Origin of the sequence: Pseudomonas sp. DTU12.1, assembly GCF_009873475.1 — a bacterium.
Lineage (GTDB): Bacteria > Pseudomonadota > Gammaproteobacteria > Pseudomonadales > Pseudomonadaceae > Aquipseudomonas > Aquipseudomonas proteolytica.
The window spans coordinates 1,118,759-1,134,274 of sequence record NZ_CP045254.1 but is presented as its reverse complement, the minus strand read 5'-3'; the positions used below and the strand labels follow the sequence as shown (position 1 = coordinate 1,134,274).

The following is a 15,516-nucleotide window of genomic DNA, read 5'->3' as shown; positions in this document are numbered from 1 at the left end:
AAGCAATAAAAAGGCCGCGATCTTTTGGATCGCGGCCTTTTTTGTGGCTGCTGGATTTATTTCCCCAGAGGGATCTTCGGCGCCCAGATCAGCCATTCGTCTTCAAACTTGTCGAACAACGGGAACGTCTGCTCAGGCAGCGCCGGGTTGCCCATGCGCTCGCCGTCGGGAGTGGCAAAGGCGATCCCGCCCTGAATCAGGGTTTCCAAGGACTCGGTGCGTACCGTCGCGCCTTTGAACAGACCGAAGTCCAGACCAAAGCCACTGCTGTTCCAGAAACGGCTGCCACTGCGAACCAACGGTGCGTACTTGGGCTCGATCAGCACATGGATCAGCACGCGATCAGCGGTCTTGCCCAGCTCGTATCCAGTGACCTTGCCCACGGTGACTTCACGGTAGGTGACCGGTACGCCAACTTTCAACGAACCACGACGGGCAGCGCTGAGCACCAGGCTCAAGCCGGCCTCCTGCACATTGGTCTCTGGCGGCTGGGCCAGGGCCACGAAGTTCTTTTGCGGGCCGGTGCTTTTCACCGGTGGCAGAACTTCGATGTACTGGCCTGTGACCAGGGTTTCCAGGTTGGCGGTTTTCATCAGGCCCAACTCGGGCTTGACCACCCAGAACTGGCTGCCAGCGCGGGCGATCCGCTCAGGCACTTCGGTGATGCGTGCGCTGAGCATCACCGACTGCATGTCGGCGCTCAGGTCGACGCTTTCAATCTTGCCCACGTCCAGGCCTTTGAAGCGGATTGGCGTGTCGGTGCGCAGGCCATCGGCGCGGTCCACCTTGATGGTGATCAGGGTGCCGCGTTGGCTGGAGGCTTCATGATCGGCAAACAGGCGGAAACGTGGAATGCGATTTCTCAGCGGCACATTCGGCTCAGGGGTTTCAAAGGCGATACCACCGGCCATCAGGCTTTGCAGCGATTCGCTTTTGACCTGGATGCCGCCGGTGAGTCCACCGGTAAGGGTCACGCCACTGGCGTTCCAGAAACGCGTCGAGCCGTTGACCAGGCCTTCGTATTCCTTCTCGATATGCACGCCGATCACCAGTTGCTTGCGCTTGCGCGAGAACTGATAGCTCTGTACCGAACCGACCTTGACCTGCTTGTAGAGGATCGGGCTGCCGACCTCCAGGGAGCCGAGGCTCTCGGTGAGCAGGACCAGGTGCAAGCCTGGGGAGCGCAGGTCCAGCGGTGGCGCCTTGGGCCGCGCGACAAACTCGCGTTGCGGGCTGGCGCCTTTGTCGCCGGGACGGATGGCAATGTAGTTACCCTTTACCAACGCTTCCAGGCCAGTGATGCCCGCCAGGGAAATGGACGGCTTGACCACCCAGAACTGGGTGCCTTCCACCAGGTAGTCCTCGGCCAATGGGTCGAGGGTCAGGTCGGCGCTGGCGCTGGACAGATCAGAGTCCACCTTCAGAGCCTTGAGGCTGCCGACCTGGATACCTTTGTACATCACCGGTGTGCGACCTGCCTGCAGGCCCTCGAAGTCACTGAGCTTGACCTTGACGCGGATACCCGCGGCGGCGGCATCGAAGTCTTCGTAGAGGCGGAACGGCAGGCTCGGATCGGTGGGCGGGCTGTCCTTGCGATTCTCCGGCGTGGCGAAGGCGATACCACCGGAGACAATACTGGCCAGGGACTCGCTGCGCACTTTGACCCCGGACAGGTTGGCGTCGATGCTGATGCCGCTGGCATTCCAGAAGCGCGTATGTTTGCGCACTAGGCTGGCGTAGGTTGGCTCGATGTAGATCTTCACCTCGACGGTGTTTTGATCGGCGGACAGCAGGTAGCTTTTGACCTGGCCGACCTGGATCTGTTTGTAGAACACCGGGCTGCCACGGTCGAGCGAGCCGAGCCGCTCGGCCTTGACGGTCAGGTGCAGGCCGGGCTTGGCGTCGGATAAAGGTGGCTCTTCGGAGAGCGCCTTGAACTTGCGCGTAGGCTCGCCGTCGCCAGGGCTGGCAGCGATATAGTTGCCCGAGACCAGGGTTTCCAGGCCTGTAATGCCAGCCAGGCTGACGCTTGGCTTGACCAGCCAGAAGCGCGTATTGGCCTTGAGGTACTGCTCGACATCCTTGTTCATCTCGATGGTGGCAATCACCCCGCGATTACTGCCCTCATCATCCAGGGCCAGGGTCTTGACCTTGCCCACAGGCATGCCTTTGTAGACCACTTCTGTCTTGTTGACCTGGATGCCTTCGCCGCTCTCAAAGCGAACCTGGATCTCGATGCCCGTCTGGCTGTAGGCACGCCATCCGAGCCAGCCGCCGATCACCAGGGCGATCAAGGGCAGTACCCATATGGCCGACCAGTTCGAAGCGGGGCGGGTTTTAGCCTTTGGCAAATCAGTCATGGTCGTCGTCCGACTCCGTGTTATCCCAAATCAGTCGGGGATCGAAAGTTACTGCAGCAAGCATCGTCAAAATCACCACACTGGCGAATGCCACGGCACCGAGATTGGCCTCGATACTGGCAAGTCGCCCAAAGTTTACGACCGCAACCAGAATAGCGATCACGAAAATATCCAGCATGGACCAGCGGCCGATGAATTCGATAAAGCGGTACATGATAATGCGTTGTCGGGCAGAAAGCGGCTGGTGACGCTGCACCGAGAACAGCAACAGCGCAATGCCTACCAGCTTGAAGGTTGGTACCAGGATACTGGCAATAAACACCACGGCGGCAATCGGGAACATACCGTGCTGAACCAGTTCGATCACGCCGGCCATGATCGTGCTCGGCGCGCCCTGCCCCAGGGAGTTGACCGTCATGATAGGCAACAGGTTAGCCGGGATGTACAGAATTGCCGCAGTAATCAGCAATGCCCAGGTGCGCATCAGGCTGTTCGGACGGCGAGCGTGAACCAGCGCGCCGCAACGGGTGCAGGTTTGCTCGTCGGTGTCCGGGTCTTGCCTGTTCAATTCGTGACATTCAGTACAGATCAGAATGCCAGCATCAATCGCCCGCATGTTCGTCCTCCCCGGACAACGCTTGCCAGATCTGATGAGGTGACATGACTACCTCCAGCAGCACCTGGACCATCAACAGGCTGACAAAACAGGCCAGTCCCAGGCCTACGCTGAGGGCGGCCATGTCGGCCAACTTTACGATCGCCACCAGCACGCCCATCAGGTAGACCTCAAGCATCCCCCAATCGCGCAGATGGTGATAAATGCGGTACAGCAACAGGCCGTAGTTGCGGCCTACGTTCCAACGAATGCTGAGCAAGACCGCCAGTTGGCACAGCAACTTAAGCAATGGAATGCCCATACTGCACAGGAACACCACCACGGCCACGCCTTGCATCCCGGTATTAAACAGGGCGACTACGCCGCTCCAGACCGTGTCTTCAGAAGACTGCCCGAGTAGATTGAGCTGCATGATGGGTAGAAAGTTCGCCGGGATGTACAGCAACAGCGCCGCGATCACCAAGGCCAGGCTGCGCTCGACGACATTGTAGCGGTGGGCGTACATCTCATAACCACAGCGCGGGCACAGGGCCTTTTCACCGTGCGCAAGTTCTGGCTTGCGCATCAGCAAGTCGCACTCATGACAGGCAACCAGGTCCTCCAGAGGTAGGTCGGACACCTGAGGGGTATCAACCGGGTCGGACATATAGGGCTCTAAGTCTAAAATGATCAGGCGTCTATTCTAGTGTTCTGGCTCAGAAATAACTGTGCAAATTTGTCGGGGTGAACAGTGGCGATATGCCAGAACCTTTTCGACCGCCCAAAACAAAACCCCAACTGCTTTCGCAATTGGGGTTTCGGAATTTAATCTTGACGATGACCTACTCTCACATGGGGAAACCCCACACTACCATCGGCGATGCATCGTTTCACTACTGAGTTCGGGATGGGATCAGGTGGTTCCAATGCTCTATGGTCGTCAAGAAATTCGGGTACTGAGTCGTGGCCAGCTGGCCTCGCTTCAGCAAATTGGGTATGTAATAGAAGTCGGTGTTTGCAAGAATCGAACTTTCGGTTCGTTTCGTCTTCACACACCGCAATCTGGCCTTTCGACGCAAATTGCTTGGGTGTTATATGGTCAAGCCTCACGGGCAATTAGTATTGGTTAGCTCAACGCCTCACAGCGCTTACACACCCAACCTATCAACGTCGTAGTCTTCGACGGCCCTTCAGGGAACTCAAGGTTCCAGTGAGATCTCATCTTGAGGCTAGTTTCCCGCTTAGATGCTTTCAGCGGTTATCTATTCCGAACATAGCTACCCGGCAATGCCACTGGCGTGACAACCGGAACACCAGAGGTTCGTCCACTCCGGTCCTCTCGTACTAGGAGCAGCCCCTCTCAAATCTCAAACGTCCACGGCAGATAGGGACCGAACTGTCTCACGACGTTCTAAACCCAGCTCGCGTACCACTTTAAATGGCGAACAGCCATACCCTTGGGACCGGCTTCAGCCCCAGGATGTGATGAGCCGACATCGAGGTGCCAAACACCGCCGTCGATATGAACTCTTGGGCGGTATCAGCCTGTTATCCCCGGAGTACCTTTTATCCGTTGAGCGATGGCCCTTCCATACAGAACCACCGGATCACTAAGACCTACTTTCGTACCTGCTCGACGTGTCTGTCTCGCAGTCAAGCGCGCTTTTGCCTTTATACTCTACGACCGATTTCCGACCGGTCTGAGCGCACCTTCGTACTCCTCCGTTACTCTTTAGGAGGAGACCGCCCCAGTCAAACTACCCACCATACACTGTCCTCGATCCGGATAACGGACCTGAGTTAGAACCTCAAAGTTGCCAGGGTGGTATTTCAAGGTTGGCTCCACGCAGACTGGCGTCCACGCTTCAAAGCCTCCCACCTATCCTACACAAGCAAATTCAAAGTCCAGTGCAAAGCTATAGTAAAGGTTCACGGGGTCTTTCCGTCTAGCCGCGGATACACTGCATCTTCACAGCGATTTCAATTTCACTGAGTCTCGGGTGGAGACAGCGCCGCCATCGTTACGCCATTCGTGCAGGTCGGAACTTACCCGACAAGGAATTTCGCTACCTTAGGACCGTTATAGTTACGGCCGCCGTTTACCGGGGCTTCGATCAAGAGCTTCGCGTTAGCTAACCCCATCAATTAACCTTCCGGCACCGGGCAGGCGTCACACCCTATACGTCCACTTTCGTGTTTGCAGAGTGCTGTGTTTTTAATAAACAGTCGCAGCGGCCTGGTATCTTCGACCGGCATGAGCTTACGGAGCAAGTCCTTCACCCTCACCGGCGCACCTTCTCCCGAAGTTACGGTGCCATTTTGCCTAGTTCCTTCACCCGAGTTCTCTCAAGCGCCTTGGTATTCTCTACCCAACCACCTGTGTCGGTTTGGGGTACGGTTCCTGGTTACCTGAAGCTTAGAAGCTTTTCTTGGAAGCATGGCATCAACCACTTCGTCACCCAAAGGGTAACTCGTCATCAGCTCTCGGCCTTAGAATCCCGGATTTACCTAAGATTCCAGCCTACCACCTTAAACTTGGACAACCAACGCCAAGCTGGCCTAGCCTTCTCCGTCCCTCCATCGCAATAACCAGAAGTACAGGAATATTAACCTGTTTTCCATCGACTACGCTTTTCAGCCTCGCCTTAGGGACCGACTAACCCTGCGTCGATTAACGTTGCGCAGGAAACCTTGGTCTTTCGGCGTGGGTGTTTTTCACACCCATTGTCGTTACTCATGTCAGCATTCGCACTTCTGATACCTCCAGCAAGCTTCTCAACTCACCTTCACAGGCTTACAGAACGCTCCTCTACCGCATCACCCGAGGGTGATACCCGTAGCTTCGGTGTATGGTTTGAGCCCCGTTACATCTTCCGCGCAGGCCGACTCGACTAGTGAGCTATTACGCTTTCTTTAAAGGGTGGCTGCTTCTAAGCCAACCTCCTAGCTGTCTAAGCCTTCCCACATCGTTTCCCACTTAACCATAACTTTGGGACCTTAGCTGACGGTCTGGGTTGTTTCCCTTTTCACGACGGACGTTAGCACCCGCCGTGTGTCTCCCATGCTCGGCACTTGTAGGTATTCGGAGTTTGCATCGGTTTGGTAAGTCGGGATGACCCCCTAGCCGAAACAGTGCTCTACCCCCTACAGTGATACATGAGGCGCTACCTAAATAGCTTTCGAGGAGAACCAGCTATCTCCGAGCTTGATTAGCCTTTCACTCCGATCCACAGGTCATCCGCTAACTTTTCAACGGTAGTCGGTTCGGTCCTCCAGTTAGTGTTACCCAACCTTCAACCTGCCCATGGATAGATCGCCCGGTTTCGGGTCTATTCCCAGCGACTAGACGCCCTATTAAGACTCGCTTTCGCTACGCCTCCCCTATTCGGTTAAGCTCGCCACTGAAAATAAGTCGCTGACCCATTATACAAAAGGTACGCAGTCACCCAACAAAGTGGGCTCCCACTGCTTGTACGCATACGGTTTCAGGATCTATTTCACTCCCCTCTCCGGGGTTCTTTTCGCCTTTCCCTCACGGTACTAGTTCACTATCGGTCAGTCAGTAGTATTTAGCCTTGGAGGATGGTCCCCCCATATTCAGACAAAGTTTCTCGTGCTCCGTCCTACTCGATTTCATGACTAAGAGATTTTCGCGTACAGGGCTATCACCCACTATGGCCGCACTTTCCAGAGCGTTCCGCTAATCTCAAAGCCACTTAAGGGCTAGTCCCCGTTCGCTCGCCACTACTAAGGGAATCTCGGTTGATTTCTTTTCCTCAGGGTACTTAGATGTTTCAGTTCCCCTGGTTCGCCTCTTACGCCTATGTATTCAGCGTAAGATAACCATCTTATGATGGCTGGGTTCCCCCATTCAGACATCTCCGGATCAAAGTCTGTTTGCCGACTCCCCGAAGCTTTTCGCAGGCTACCACGTCTTTCATCGCCTCTGACTGCCAAGGCATCCACCGTATGCGCTTCTTCACTTGACCATATAACCCCAAGCAATCTGGTTATACTGTGAAGACGACATTCGCCGAAAATTCGAATTTCTCAACTAAGAGAACTCACAAATTTTACCTTAGCCTGATCCGTTACCAGTGAAAGTAACGTTCAGTCTATCTTTCTATCACATACCCAAATTTTTAAAGAACGAACTAGTCAAAGACTAGAAATCAACATTCACCATCATAACGATGGAATGCTCATTTCTAAGCTTTATACAAACAGAAGCAGTAGTGGTGGAGCCAAACGGGATCGAACCGTTGACCTCCTGCGTGCAAGGCAGGCGCTCTCCCAGCTGAGCTATGGCCCCGTATTTCTACAGGCGTTTCCCACACAAAATTGGTGGGTCTGGGCAGATTCGAACTGCCGACCTCACCCTTATCAGGGGTGCGCTCTAACCAACTGAGCTACAGACCCAATTTCGGGCTGCTTCTTTTCGTCTTCTTCAATGAATCAAGCAATTCGTGTGGGAACTTATGGAGCAGCTGATGTCGTCGATTAAGGAGGTGATCCAGCCGCAGGTTCCCCTACGGCTACCTTGTTACGACTTCACCCCAGTCATGAATCACACCGTGGTAACCGTCCTCCCGAAGGTTAGACTAGCTACTTCTGGTGCAACCCACTCCCATGGTGTGACGGGCGGTGTGTACAAGGCCCGGGAACGTATTCACCGCGACATTCTGATTCGCGATTACTAGCGATTCCGACTTCACGCAGTCGAGTTGCAGACTGCGATCCGGACTACGATCGGTTTTGTGGGATTAGCTCCACCTCGCGGCTTGGCAACCCTCTGTACCGACCATTGTAGCACGTGTGTAGCCCAGGCCGTAAGGGCCATGATGACTTGACGTCATCCCCACCTTCCTCCGGTTTGTCACCGGCAGTCTCCTTAGAGTGCCCACCATAACGTGCTGGTAACTAAGGACAAGGGTTGCGCTCGTTACGGGACTTAACCCAACATCTCACGACACGAGCTGACGACAGCCATGCAGCACCTGTCTCAATGTTCCCGAAGGCACCAATCTATCTCTAGAAAGTTCATTGGATGTCAAGGCCTGGTAAGGTTCTTCGCGTTGCTTCGAATTAAACCACATGCTCCACCGCTTGTGCGGGCCCCCGTCAATTCATTTGAGTTTTAACCTTGCGGCCGTACTCCCCAGGCGGTCAACTTAATGCGTTAGCTGCGCCACTAAGAGCTCAAGGCTCCCAACGGCTAGTTGACATCGTTTACGGCGTGGACTACCAGGGTATCTAATCCTGTTTGCTCCCCACGCTTTCGCACCTCAGTGTCAGTATCAGTCCAGGTGGTCGCCTTCGCCACTGGTGTTCCTTCCTATATCTACGCATTTCACCGCTACACAGGAAATTCCACCACCCTCTACCATACTCTAGTCAGTCAGTTTTGAATGCAGTTCCCAGGTTGAGCCCGGGGATTTCACATCCAACTTAACTAACCACCTACGCGCGCTTTACGCCCAGTAATTCCGATTAACGCTTGCACCCTCTGTATTACCGCGGCTGCTGGCACAGAGTTAGCCGGTGCTTATTCTGTCGGTAACGTCAAAACAGCAAAGTATTAATTTACTGCCCTTCCTCCCAACTTAAAGTGCTTTACAATCCGAAGACCTTCTTCACACACGCGGCATGGCTGGATCAGGCTTTCGCCCATTGTCCAATATTCCCCACTGCTGCCTCCCGTAGGAGTCTGGACCGTGTCTCAGTTCCAGTGTGACTGATCATCCTCTCAGACCAGTTACGGATCGTCGCCTTGGTGAGCCATTACCCCACCAACTAGCTAATCCGACCTAGGCTCATCTGATAGCGCAAGGCCCGAAGGTCCCCTGCTTTCTCCCGTAGGACGTATGCGGTATTAGCGTCCGTTTCCGAACGTTATCCCCCACTACCAGGCAGATTCCTAGGCATTACTCACCCGTCCGCCGCTCTCAAGAGAAGCAAGCTTCTCTCTACCGCTCGACTTGCATGTGTTAGGCCTGCCGCCAGCGTTCAATCTGAGCCATGATCAAACTCTTCAGTTCAAACATCTTTGGGTTTTTAAGAAACCCTAAACTTGGCTCAGCAATCGTTGGTTACATCTTTGATTTCTCGCGGAGTAACTTGTGATGCTGATAATCTTGTTGACTATCAGTCTGACTCCACAAGCACCCACACGAATTGCTTGATTCAGTTGTTAAAGAGCGATTGGTTAAGATCTTTCGTCTCAACCGAGGCGCGCATTCTACAGCAGCCTCATTTGCTGTCAAGTGGTTATTTTCAGAAGCTTTCGAGGTTTTCCTCAACAACTTCAACCACTTGCGCTTCCGATCTCTCGTCAGCGGGAGGCGAATTCTACAGCGTTACACGCTGCTGTCAACACCTCTTTTTCAACTTCCTTTTGGCTTCGATGAACTGAAGCAACTTGCTGTCGAATCTCGCATAACTCATTGTTTACCAAGGAGTTTTCCGTTTCGACTGCGCCGGAAGTGGGGCGAATTATAGACTTCCTGATTCTGCGGTCAAGGACTAATTACACTTTTGTTGCAGATGGTGCTTTTTTAGCCATAAGACGCGGGATTCGACGCATCACAGGCGGGATCCGCAGGAGCAAGAGCAACGCACCTATAGAAGCATAGATAGCCCACTCCTTAAGATCAGCCCGTACGATCCAAAGCATATGCAATAAACCAAGCCCCAGAATCACGTACACCAAGCGATGCAGCTTCTTCCAACGGCTCCCCAGCCGACGCTGGCTGTAGCGATTGGAGGTCACCGCCAACGCCAGCAAACACAGGAAACCCAACGCCCCCACAATAATGTAGGGGCGCTTGCGTAACTCCACGCCCAATTGCGACCAATCCAACCCCAGGATAAATACGCAGTAAGCCGCGAGGTGCAACACCACATAGGCAAAACACCACAACCCCAGCTGTCGGCGCACAGCGATCCACCCTGCCCAACCGCTGAGCTTTTGCAGAGGCGTCATCCCCAGGGTGACCAGCAACAGGATCAGCGTCCCCAACCCCAGGCGATCAACCAGCACTTTGCCGGGATCAGGGCCCAAGGCCAAACTCCAGGCCTCATACAACCAATACAACGGCCACACCGCCGCTGCTATAAAGACGCCAACGCGCCAGATGGGGTAACGCATCAATAGTTCTTCCGCAGATCAAGACCCGTATAAAGAGAGGCGACCTCTTCCGAGTAACCGTTGAACATCTGCGTCTCGCGCACATTCGGGCTGAATAAACCACTGGGCAGGCGTCGTTCTCGCGCCTGGGTCCAGCGCGGATGGTCGACCGTGGGATTCACATTCGCATAAAACCCATACTCATCCGCCGCAATGCTTTGCCAGGTAGTTTTCGGCTGCTCACTTACCAGGCTGATCCGCACGATGGACTTCACACTCTTGAAACCATACTTCCATGGCACCACCAAACGCAGCGGCGCACCGTTCTGGTTGGGCAATTCACGCCCATACATGCCCACTGCCAGGATCGCCAGAGGGTTCATCGCTTCATCCAGGCGCAACCCTTCTACATAAGGCCAGTCGATCAGGCCGAAGCTCGAACGCTGGCCCGGCATGCTCTTGGGGTCTTGGAGGGTTTCAAAGCGGATGTACTTGGCCTTGGAGGTCGGCTCAACCTGCTTCAGCAGGGCTGATATGGGGAACCCCATCCAGGGAATGACCATCGACCAAGCCTCAACACAGCGCAGACGATAGATCCGCTCTTCTAACTGGTACGGTTTCATAAAGTCTTCCAAGGCGTAACGCCCCGGTTTTGCAACCTCGCCATCAATTACGACACTCCATGGCTCGGTCTTGAGCGACCCGGCATTTGCCGCGGGGTCGCCCTTGTCTGTACCGAACTCATAGAAGTTGTTGTAGTGGGTCGCATCTTTGAACGGGGTGATGGCTTCGTCTTTTACCGTCACTGCCTGCCATTGCGTACCTGGAAGCTTTTCGGCGAACCAGCCAGGCGCCTTGCCGGGCTCGACATCAGCATAACGCGCAGTGTCAGCCGCACTCGCCCAACGCGGCAGGCTACTGGCCGCCATACCGGCAAGCGCGCCACCGAGCAAACTGCGACGGGAGAAATAGAGGGATTCTGGGGTGACATCCGATTCGTGGCAGTCGGACGCTTTGGGCAATTTGATTAACATGGCAACTCCGCAGCATTGGAGAACTGATGCACCAATAGACTGCGGAGTATGTGGGAAATTACATTAAGGCAATGTTTTGTCCCGGCGAAGATGCAACAGGTACTGAACCGGACCCGAAGCGGCATATACCAGGAACGCCAGCAGCAGAATCCGCGGCGGATCGCTGAAGACGACCGCGAAAACCAGCACCACCACCAGAATTGCCACGAAAGGCACCCGCCCCTTCAGGTCGAACTCCTTGAAGCTGTTGTACTTGATGTTGCTGACCATCAGCATGCCAGCCGCCGCGACCATCAAGGCTACCAGGAAGGACATCTTCGACCCCTGGATACCATAGTCACTGAACGCCCAGACAATACCCGCCACCACACCTGCCGCAGCAGGACTGGCCAGGCCAATGAAGTAGCGCTTGTCGGCAGTGCCTACCTGGGTATTGAAGCGCGCCAGACGCAACGCAGCTCCCGCCACATAGATGAAGGCAACCATCCAGCCAACCTTGCCCATATCCCCCAGCGCCCAGGCAAACGCCAACAACGCAGGTGCGACACCAAAGGCAACCATGTCCGACAGCGAGTCGTACTCGGCACCGAAGGCGCTTTGGGTATTGGTCATCCGCGCCACGCGCCCATCAAGGCCGTCGAGCACCATGGCCACGAAGATCGCGATGGCGGCAAAACCGAAATATTTGCTGGCACTCGCCGCATCACCTGCCGCCAATGCGCTCTGGGCACTCATGGAATTGATGATGGAGTAGAAACCGGCAAACAGGTTCGCCGTGGTGAACAGGTTGGGCAGAAGATAGATGCCACGATGCCGGACCTTGCGGCCTTCCGCGTCATGCCCTTCTTCGACATGCTCATCGATCGGTAGCAGGCTTTCGGCGTCAGAGGCCTGGTTTGGCTCTTCGGGACGTTCGCTCATGGACTTTACCTTGCAACGGTGTGAAAAAATTCGACAGACACTTGCGGCGAGTGTTCGCCCGCAAACGATGCAGCTTTATACCAGAACCAGCCCTCAAACGAAAAAACGCGGCCTAGGCCGCGTTTTCACTTGATCCGTACGACTTAGTTCTTGGCTTTGTCGACGATCTTGTTGGCACCGATCCACGGCATCATGGAGCGCAGTTGCTCGCCGATGATTTCGATACCGTGAGCGGCGTTGTTACGACGCTTGGCGGTCATCGAAGGGTAGCCGGTTGCGCCTTCGCTGATGAACATTTTGGCGTACTCGCCGTCCTGAATACGTTTCAGGGCGTTGCGCATGGCCTGACGGGATTCGGCGTTGATCACTTCCGGGCCGGTCACATACTCGCCGTATTCAGCGTTGTTGGAGATCGAGTAGTTCATGTTGGCGATACCGCCTTCGTACATGAGGTCAACGATCAGCTTCAGTTCGTGCAGGCACTCGAAGTAGGCCATTTCCGGCGCGTAGCCAGCTTCAACCAGGGTTTCGAAACCGGCTTTTACCAACTCGACGGTACCGCCGCACAGAACAGCCTGCTCGCCGAACAGGTCGGTTTCGGTCTCGTCCTTGAAGGTGGTTTCGATGATGCCGGTACGACCACCACCAACGCCAGCAGCGTAGGACAGTGCAACGTTCTTGGCGTTGCCCGAGGCGTCCTGGTAGATCGCGATCAGGTCAGGGATACCGCCGCCCTTGACGAACTCGGAACGCACGGTGTGGCCCGGTGCTTTCGGCGCGATCATGATCACGTCGAGGTCAGCGCGCGGTACAACCTGGTTGTAGTGGATCGCGAAGCCGTGGGAGAAGGCCAGGGTAGCGCCCTTCTTGATGTTCGGTTCGATTTCGTTCTTGTACAGCGCGGACTGGAACTCGTCCGGGGTCAGGATCATGACCAGGTCGGCAGCAGCAACAGCGGAAGCAACGTCAGTCACTTTCAGGCCATGAGCCTCGGCCTTGGCAACGGTCGCCGAGCCTTTGCGCAGGCCAACAGTCACGTCAACGCCGGAGTCTTTCAGGTTGCACGCTTGAGCGTGGCCCTGGGAACCGTAGCCGATGATGGCGACTTTTTTGCCCTGGATGATCGACAGGTCACAATCTTTTTCGTAATAAACTTTCATGAGGTTCCTCTATATATCCAGGCCGTAAGGCCATTCACTAATTTGGGTTAGATGCTGAGTACTTTGTCGCCACGGGCAATCCCGGTGACACCACTGCGTACGGTTTCCAGAATCGAGGCCGTCCCGATCGACTGGATGAAGCTGTCCAGCTTGTCGCTTGTACCGGTCAGTTGCACGGTATAAACGCTGGCGCTCACATCGACGATCTGCCCACGATAAATATCGGTAGTGCGCTTGATCTCGGCACGTTGGGCACCCGTAGCCTTGACTTTAACCAGCATCAGCTCACGCTCGATGTGGGCACTTTCCGACAGATCGACCAGCTTGACCACTTCGATCAGCTTGTTGAGGTTCTTGGTGATCTGCTCGATCACCTCATCGTGACCTACAGTAGTCAACGTCAGGCGCGACAGGGTCGGGTCTTCGGTCGGGGCCACGGTCAGGCTTTCGATGTTGTAGTTGCGTTGCGAAAACAGGCCGACCACACGAGACAGAGCGCCGGGTTCGTTCTCCAGAAGCAGGGAGATAATGTGCCGCATGATTAGGTTCGCTCCGTCTTGTTCAGCCACATGTCGCGCATAGAGCCGTCTTTGATCTGCATCGGGTAGACGTGCTCGCTGGTGTCGACCTGGATGTCGATGAACACCAGGCGATCCTTCATGGCGAACGCCTCTTCCATCTTCGGCTTCAGATCCTTCAAATCAGTGATGCGCATGCCGACATGGCCATAGGCTTCAACCAGCTTGACGAAATCAGGCAGCGATTCCATGTAGGAATGGGAGTGACGGCTGTTGTAGCTCATGTCCTGCCACTGGCGAACCATGCCCAGTACACCGTTGTTCAGGCAGACGATCTTCACCGGCAAGCCATACTGCAGGCAGGTCGACAGCTCCTGGATGTTCATCTGGATACTGCCCTCACCGGTCACGCACGCAACGTCGGTGTCGGGGAAGCTCAGCTTCACACCCATGGCCGCAGGGAAACCAAAGCCCATCGTGCCCAGGCCACCGGAGTTGATCCAGCGGTTAGGCTTGTCGAACTTGTAGTACTGCGCGGCGAACATCTGGTGCTGGCCCACGTCGGAGGTCACAAAGGCGTCGCCCTTGGTCACTTCGCACAGGGTTTCGATCACGGTCTGTGGCTTGATGATGCTGCCGTCGCCCTTGTCGTAAGGGAACAGGCCGCGGTCACCACGCCATTCGTCGATCTGCTTCCACCAACTGGCAACGGATTCCTTGTTCGGCGTCTCGCCAATGTCCTTGAGCGCGGCGACCATTTCGGTCAATACGCTTTCCACTGGACCTACGATCGGCACGTCGGCCTTGATGGTCTTGGAGATGGACGCCGGGTCGATGTCGATGTGGATGATTTTGGCATTCGGGCAGAACTTGCTCGCGCCGTTGATCACCCGGTCATCGAACCGCGCACCCACGGCCAAAATCACGTCGGCATGGTGCATGGTCAGGTTGGCCGTGTAGCTGCCGTGCATGCCGAGCATACCGACGAACTGACGATCCGAACCCGGGAACGCGCCGAGGCCCATCAAGGTGTTGGTCACCGGCAGGTTGAGCATCTTGGCCAATTCGGTCAAAGGTGCGGAACCACCACCCAGGATCACCCCACCACCGGAGTACAGCACCGGACGCTTGGCCGCCAGGAGCATTTCTGCGGCCTTGCGGATCTGCCCCGAGTGCCCACGAACGGCCGGGCTGTAGGAACGCAGCTTGGCTTTCTTGGGGAAGACGTATTCGAATTTTTCCGCCGGGTTGGTCATGTCTTTCGGGATATCGACCACCACAGGCCCCGGGCGACCGGACTGTGCGAGGTAGAAGGCCTTTTTCATGACGTCCGGGATCTCCGACGGATGCTTGATCATGAAGCTGTGTTTCACGATCGGCCGGGAGATACCGATCATATCGGTTTCCTGGAATGCATCGGTACCAACCATGGTGCTAGGCACCTGGCCGGAAATGATCACCATCGGAATGGAGTCCATATAAGCAGTCGCGATGCCGGTAATGGCATTGGTTGCGCCTGGGCCGGACGTTACCAGCACCACGCCGGCTTTACCGGTGGCACGGGCGTAACCGTCAGCCATATGGGTCGCGGCCTGTTCGTGGCGAACCAGGATGTGGGTAACACCAGGTTCCTTGAACAGTGCGTCGTAGACATGCAGCAGAGCACCACCTGGGTACCCGTAGATATAGTCGACGCCTTCGTCACGCAAAAAGCGGACGAGCATCTCACCACCAGATAAAAGCTCCACGTTGTTCACCTCTAAAACGCCAGAATACCGTCCGTTGAAAACCGACGGGTCTTA

The 15,516-nt window shown here is 55.4% G+C and carries 9 protein-coding genes, 2 tRNA genes and 3 rRNA genes; all 14 read right to left on the bottom strand.

Going from position 1 to position 15,516, the window contains the following annotated elements; translation table 11 throughout:
- Positions 1-56: 56 nt before the first annotated feature.
- The 14 genes from GDV60_RS04905 to GDV60_RS04835 all read right to left on the bottom strand — a co-directional run bounded on the left by GDV60_RS04905 (position 57) and on the right by GDV60_RS04835 (position 15,462).
- Positions 57-2,360 carry a PqiB family protein gene (locus tag GDV60_RS04905; RefSeq protein ID WP_070996415.1) on the bottom strand — a complete coding sequence of 768 codons (2,304 nt, stop codon included), beginning with the start codon at positions 2,358-2,360 and terminating at the stop codon, positions 57-59.
- Complete coding sequence (locus tag GDV60_RS04900; protein ID WP_029295837.1) at positions 2,353-2,976, bottom strand: paraquat-inducible protein A; 624 nt, start codon at positions 2,974-2,976, stop codon at positions 2,353-2,355. The genes GDV60_RS04905 and GDV60_RS04900 overlap by 8 nt, the downstream gene beginning before the upstream one ends.
- Entirely contained in the window at positions 2,963-3,622 is a 660-nt protein-coding gene (locus tag GDV60_RS04895; RefSeq protein WP_029295839.1) for a paraquat-inducible protein A, read from the bottom strand. Before GDV60_RS04895 ends, GDV60_RS04900 begins: the two co-directional genes overlap by 14 nt.
- A gap of 162 nt (positions 3,623-3,784) precedes the next feature.
- A 5S ribosomal RNA gene (gene rrf / locus GDV60_RS04890) occupies positions 3,785-3,900 on the bottom strand.
- 150 nt (positions 3,901-4,050) lie between these two features.
- Positions 4,051-6,944 (bottom strand): 23S ribosomal RNA (locus tag GDV60_RS04885).
- A gap of 247 nt (positions 6,945-7,191) precedes the next feature.
- Positions 7,192-7,267: transfer RNA gene (locus GDV60_RS04880), tRNA-Ala, on the bottom strand.
- Positions 7,268-7,297: 30 nt separating this feature from the next.
- A tRNA-Ile gene (locus GDV60_RS04875) sits at positions 7,298-7,374 on the bottom strand.
- A gap of 82 nt (positions 7,375-7,456) precedes the next feature.
- Positions 7,457-8,993, bottom strand: a 16S ribosomal RNA gene (locus GDV60_RS04870).
- The 16S, 23S and 5S rRNA genes sit together here with 2 tRNA genes alongside, the layout of an rRNA operon.
- 488 nt (positions 8,994-9,481) lie before the next feature.
- Positions 9,482-10,102: a protein-methionine-sulfoxide reductase heme-binding subunit MsrQ gene (gene msrQ, locus GDV60_RS04860; RefSeq protein WP_092233408.1), complete on the bottom strand. Its 621-nt coding sequence runs from the start codon at positions 10,100-10,102 to the stop codon at positions 9,482-9,484.
- Positions 10,102-11,115, bottom strand: coding sequence for a protein-methionine-sulfoxide reductase catalytic subunit MsrP (gene msrP, locus GDV60_RS04855; RefSeq protein ID WP_104911573.1), 1,014 nt, complete (start codon positions 11,113-11,115; stop codon positions 10,102-10,104). The genes msrQ and msrP overlap by 1 nt, the downstream gene beginning before the upstream one ends.
- Before the next feature lie 63 nt (positions 11,116-11,178).
- Positions 11,179-12,036, bottom strand: coding sequence for a CDP-diacylglycerol--serine O-phosphatidyltransferase (pssA, locus tag GDV60_RS04850; RefSeq protein ID WP_029298897.1), 858 nt, complete (start codon positions 12,034-12,036; stop codon positions 11,179-11,181).
- Positions 12,037-12,179: 143 nt separating this feature from the next.
- Complete coding sequence (ilvC, locus tag GDV60_RS04845) at positions 12,180-13,196, bottom strand: ketol-acid reductoisomerase (RefSeq protein WP_007948647.1); 1,017 nt, start codon at positions 13,194-13,196, stop codon at positions 12,180-12,182.
- A 47-nt stretch (positions 13,197-13,243) separates the two neighbouring features.
- The gene (ilvN, locus tag GDV60_RS04840; protein ID WP_003176102.1) at positions 13,244-13,735 is read right to left on the bottom strand and encodes an acetolactate synthase small subunit; all 492 of its coding nucleotides are present in this window, start codon (positions 13,733-13,735) and stop codon (positions 13,244-13,246) included.
- Positions 13,736-13,737: 2 nt separating this feature from the next.
- Positions 13,738-15,462: an acetolactate synthase 3 large subunit gene (locus GDV60_RS04835; RefSeq protein ID WP_029298914.1), complete on the bottom strand. Its 1,725-nt coding sequence runs from the start codon at positions 15,460-15,462 to the stop codon at positions 13,738-13,740.
- Between the last annotated feature and the right edge of the window lie 54 nt (positions 15,463-15,516).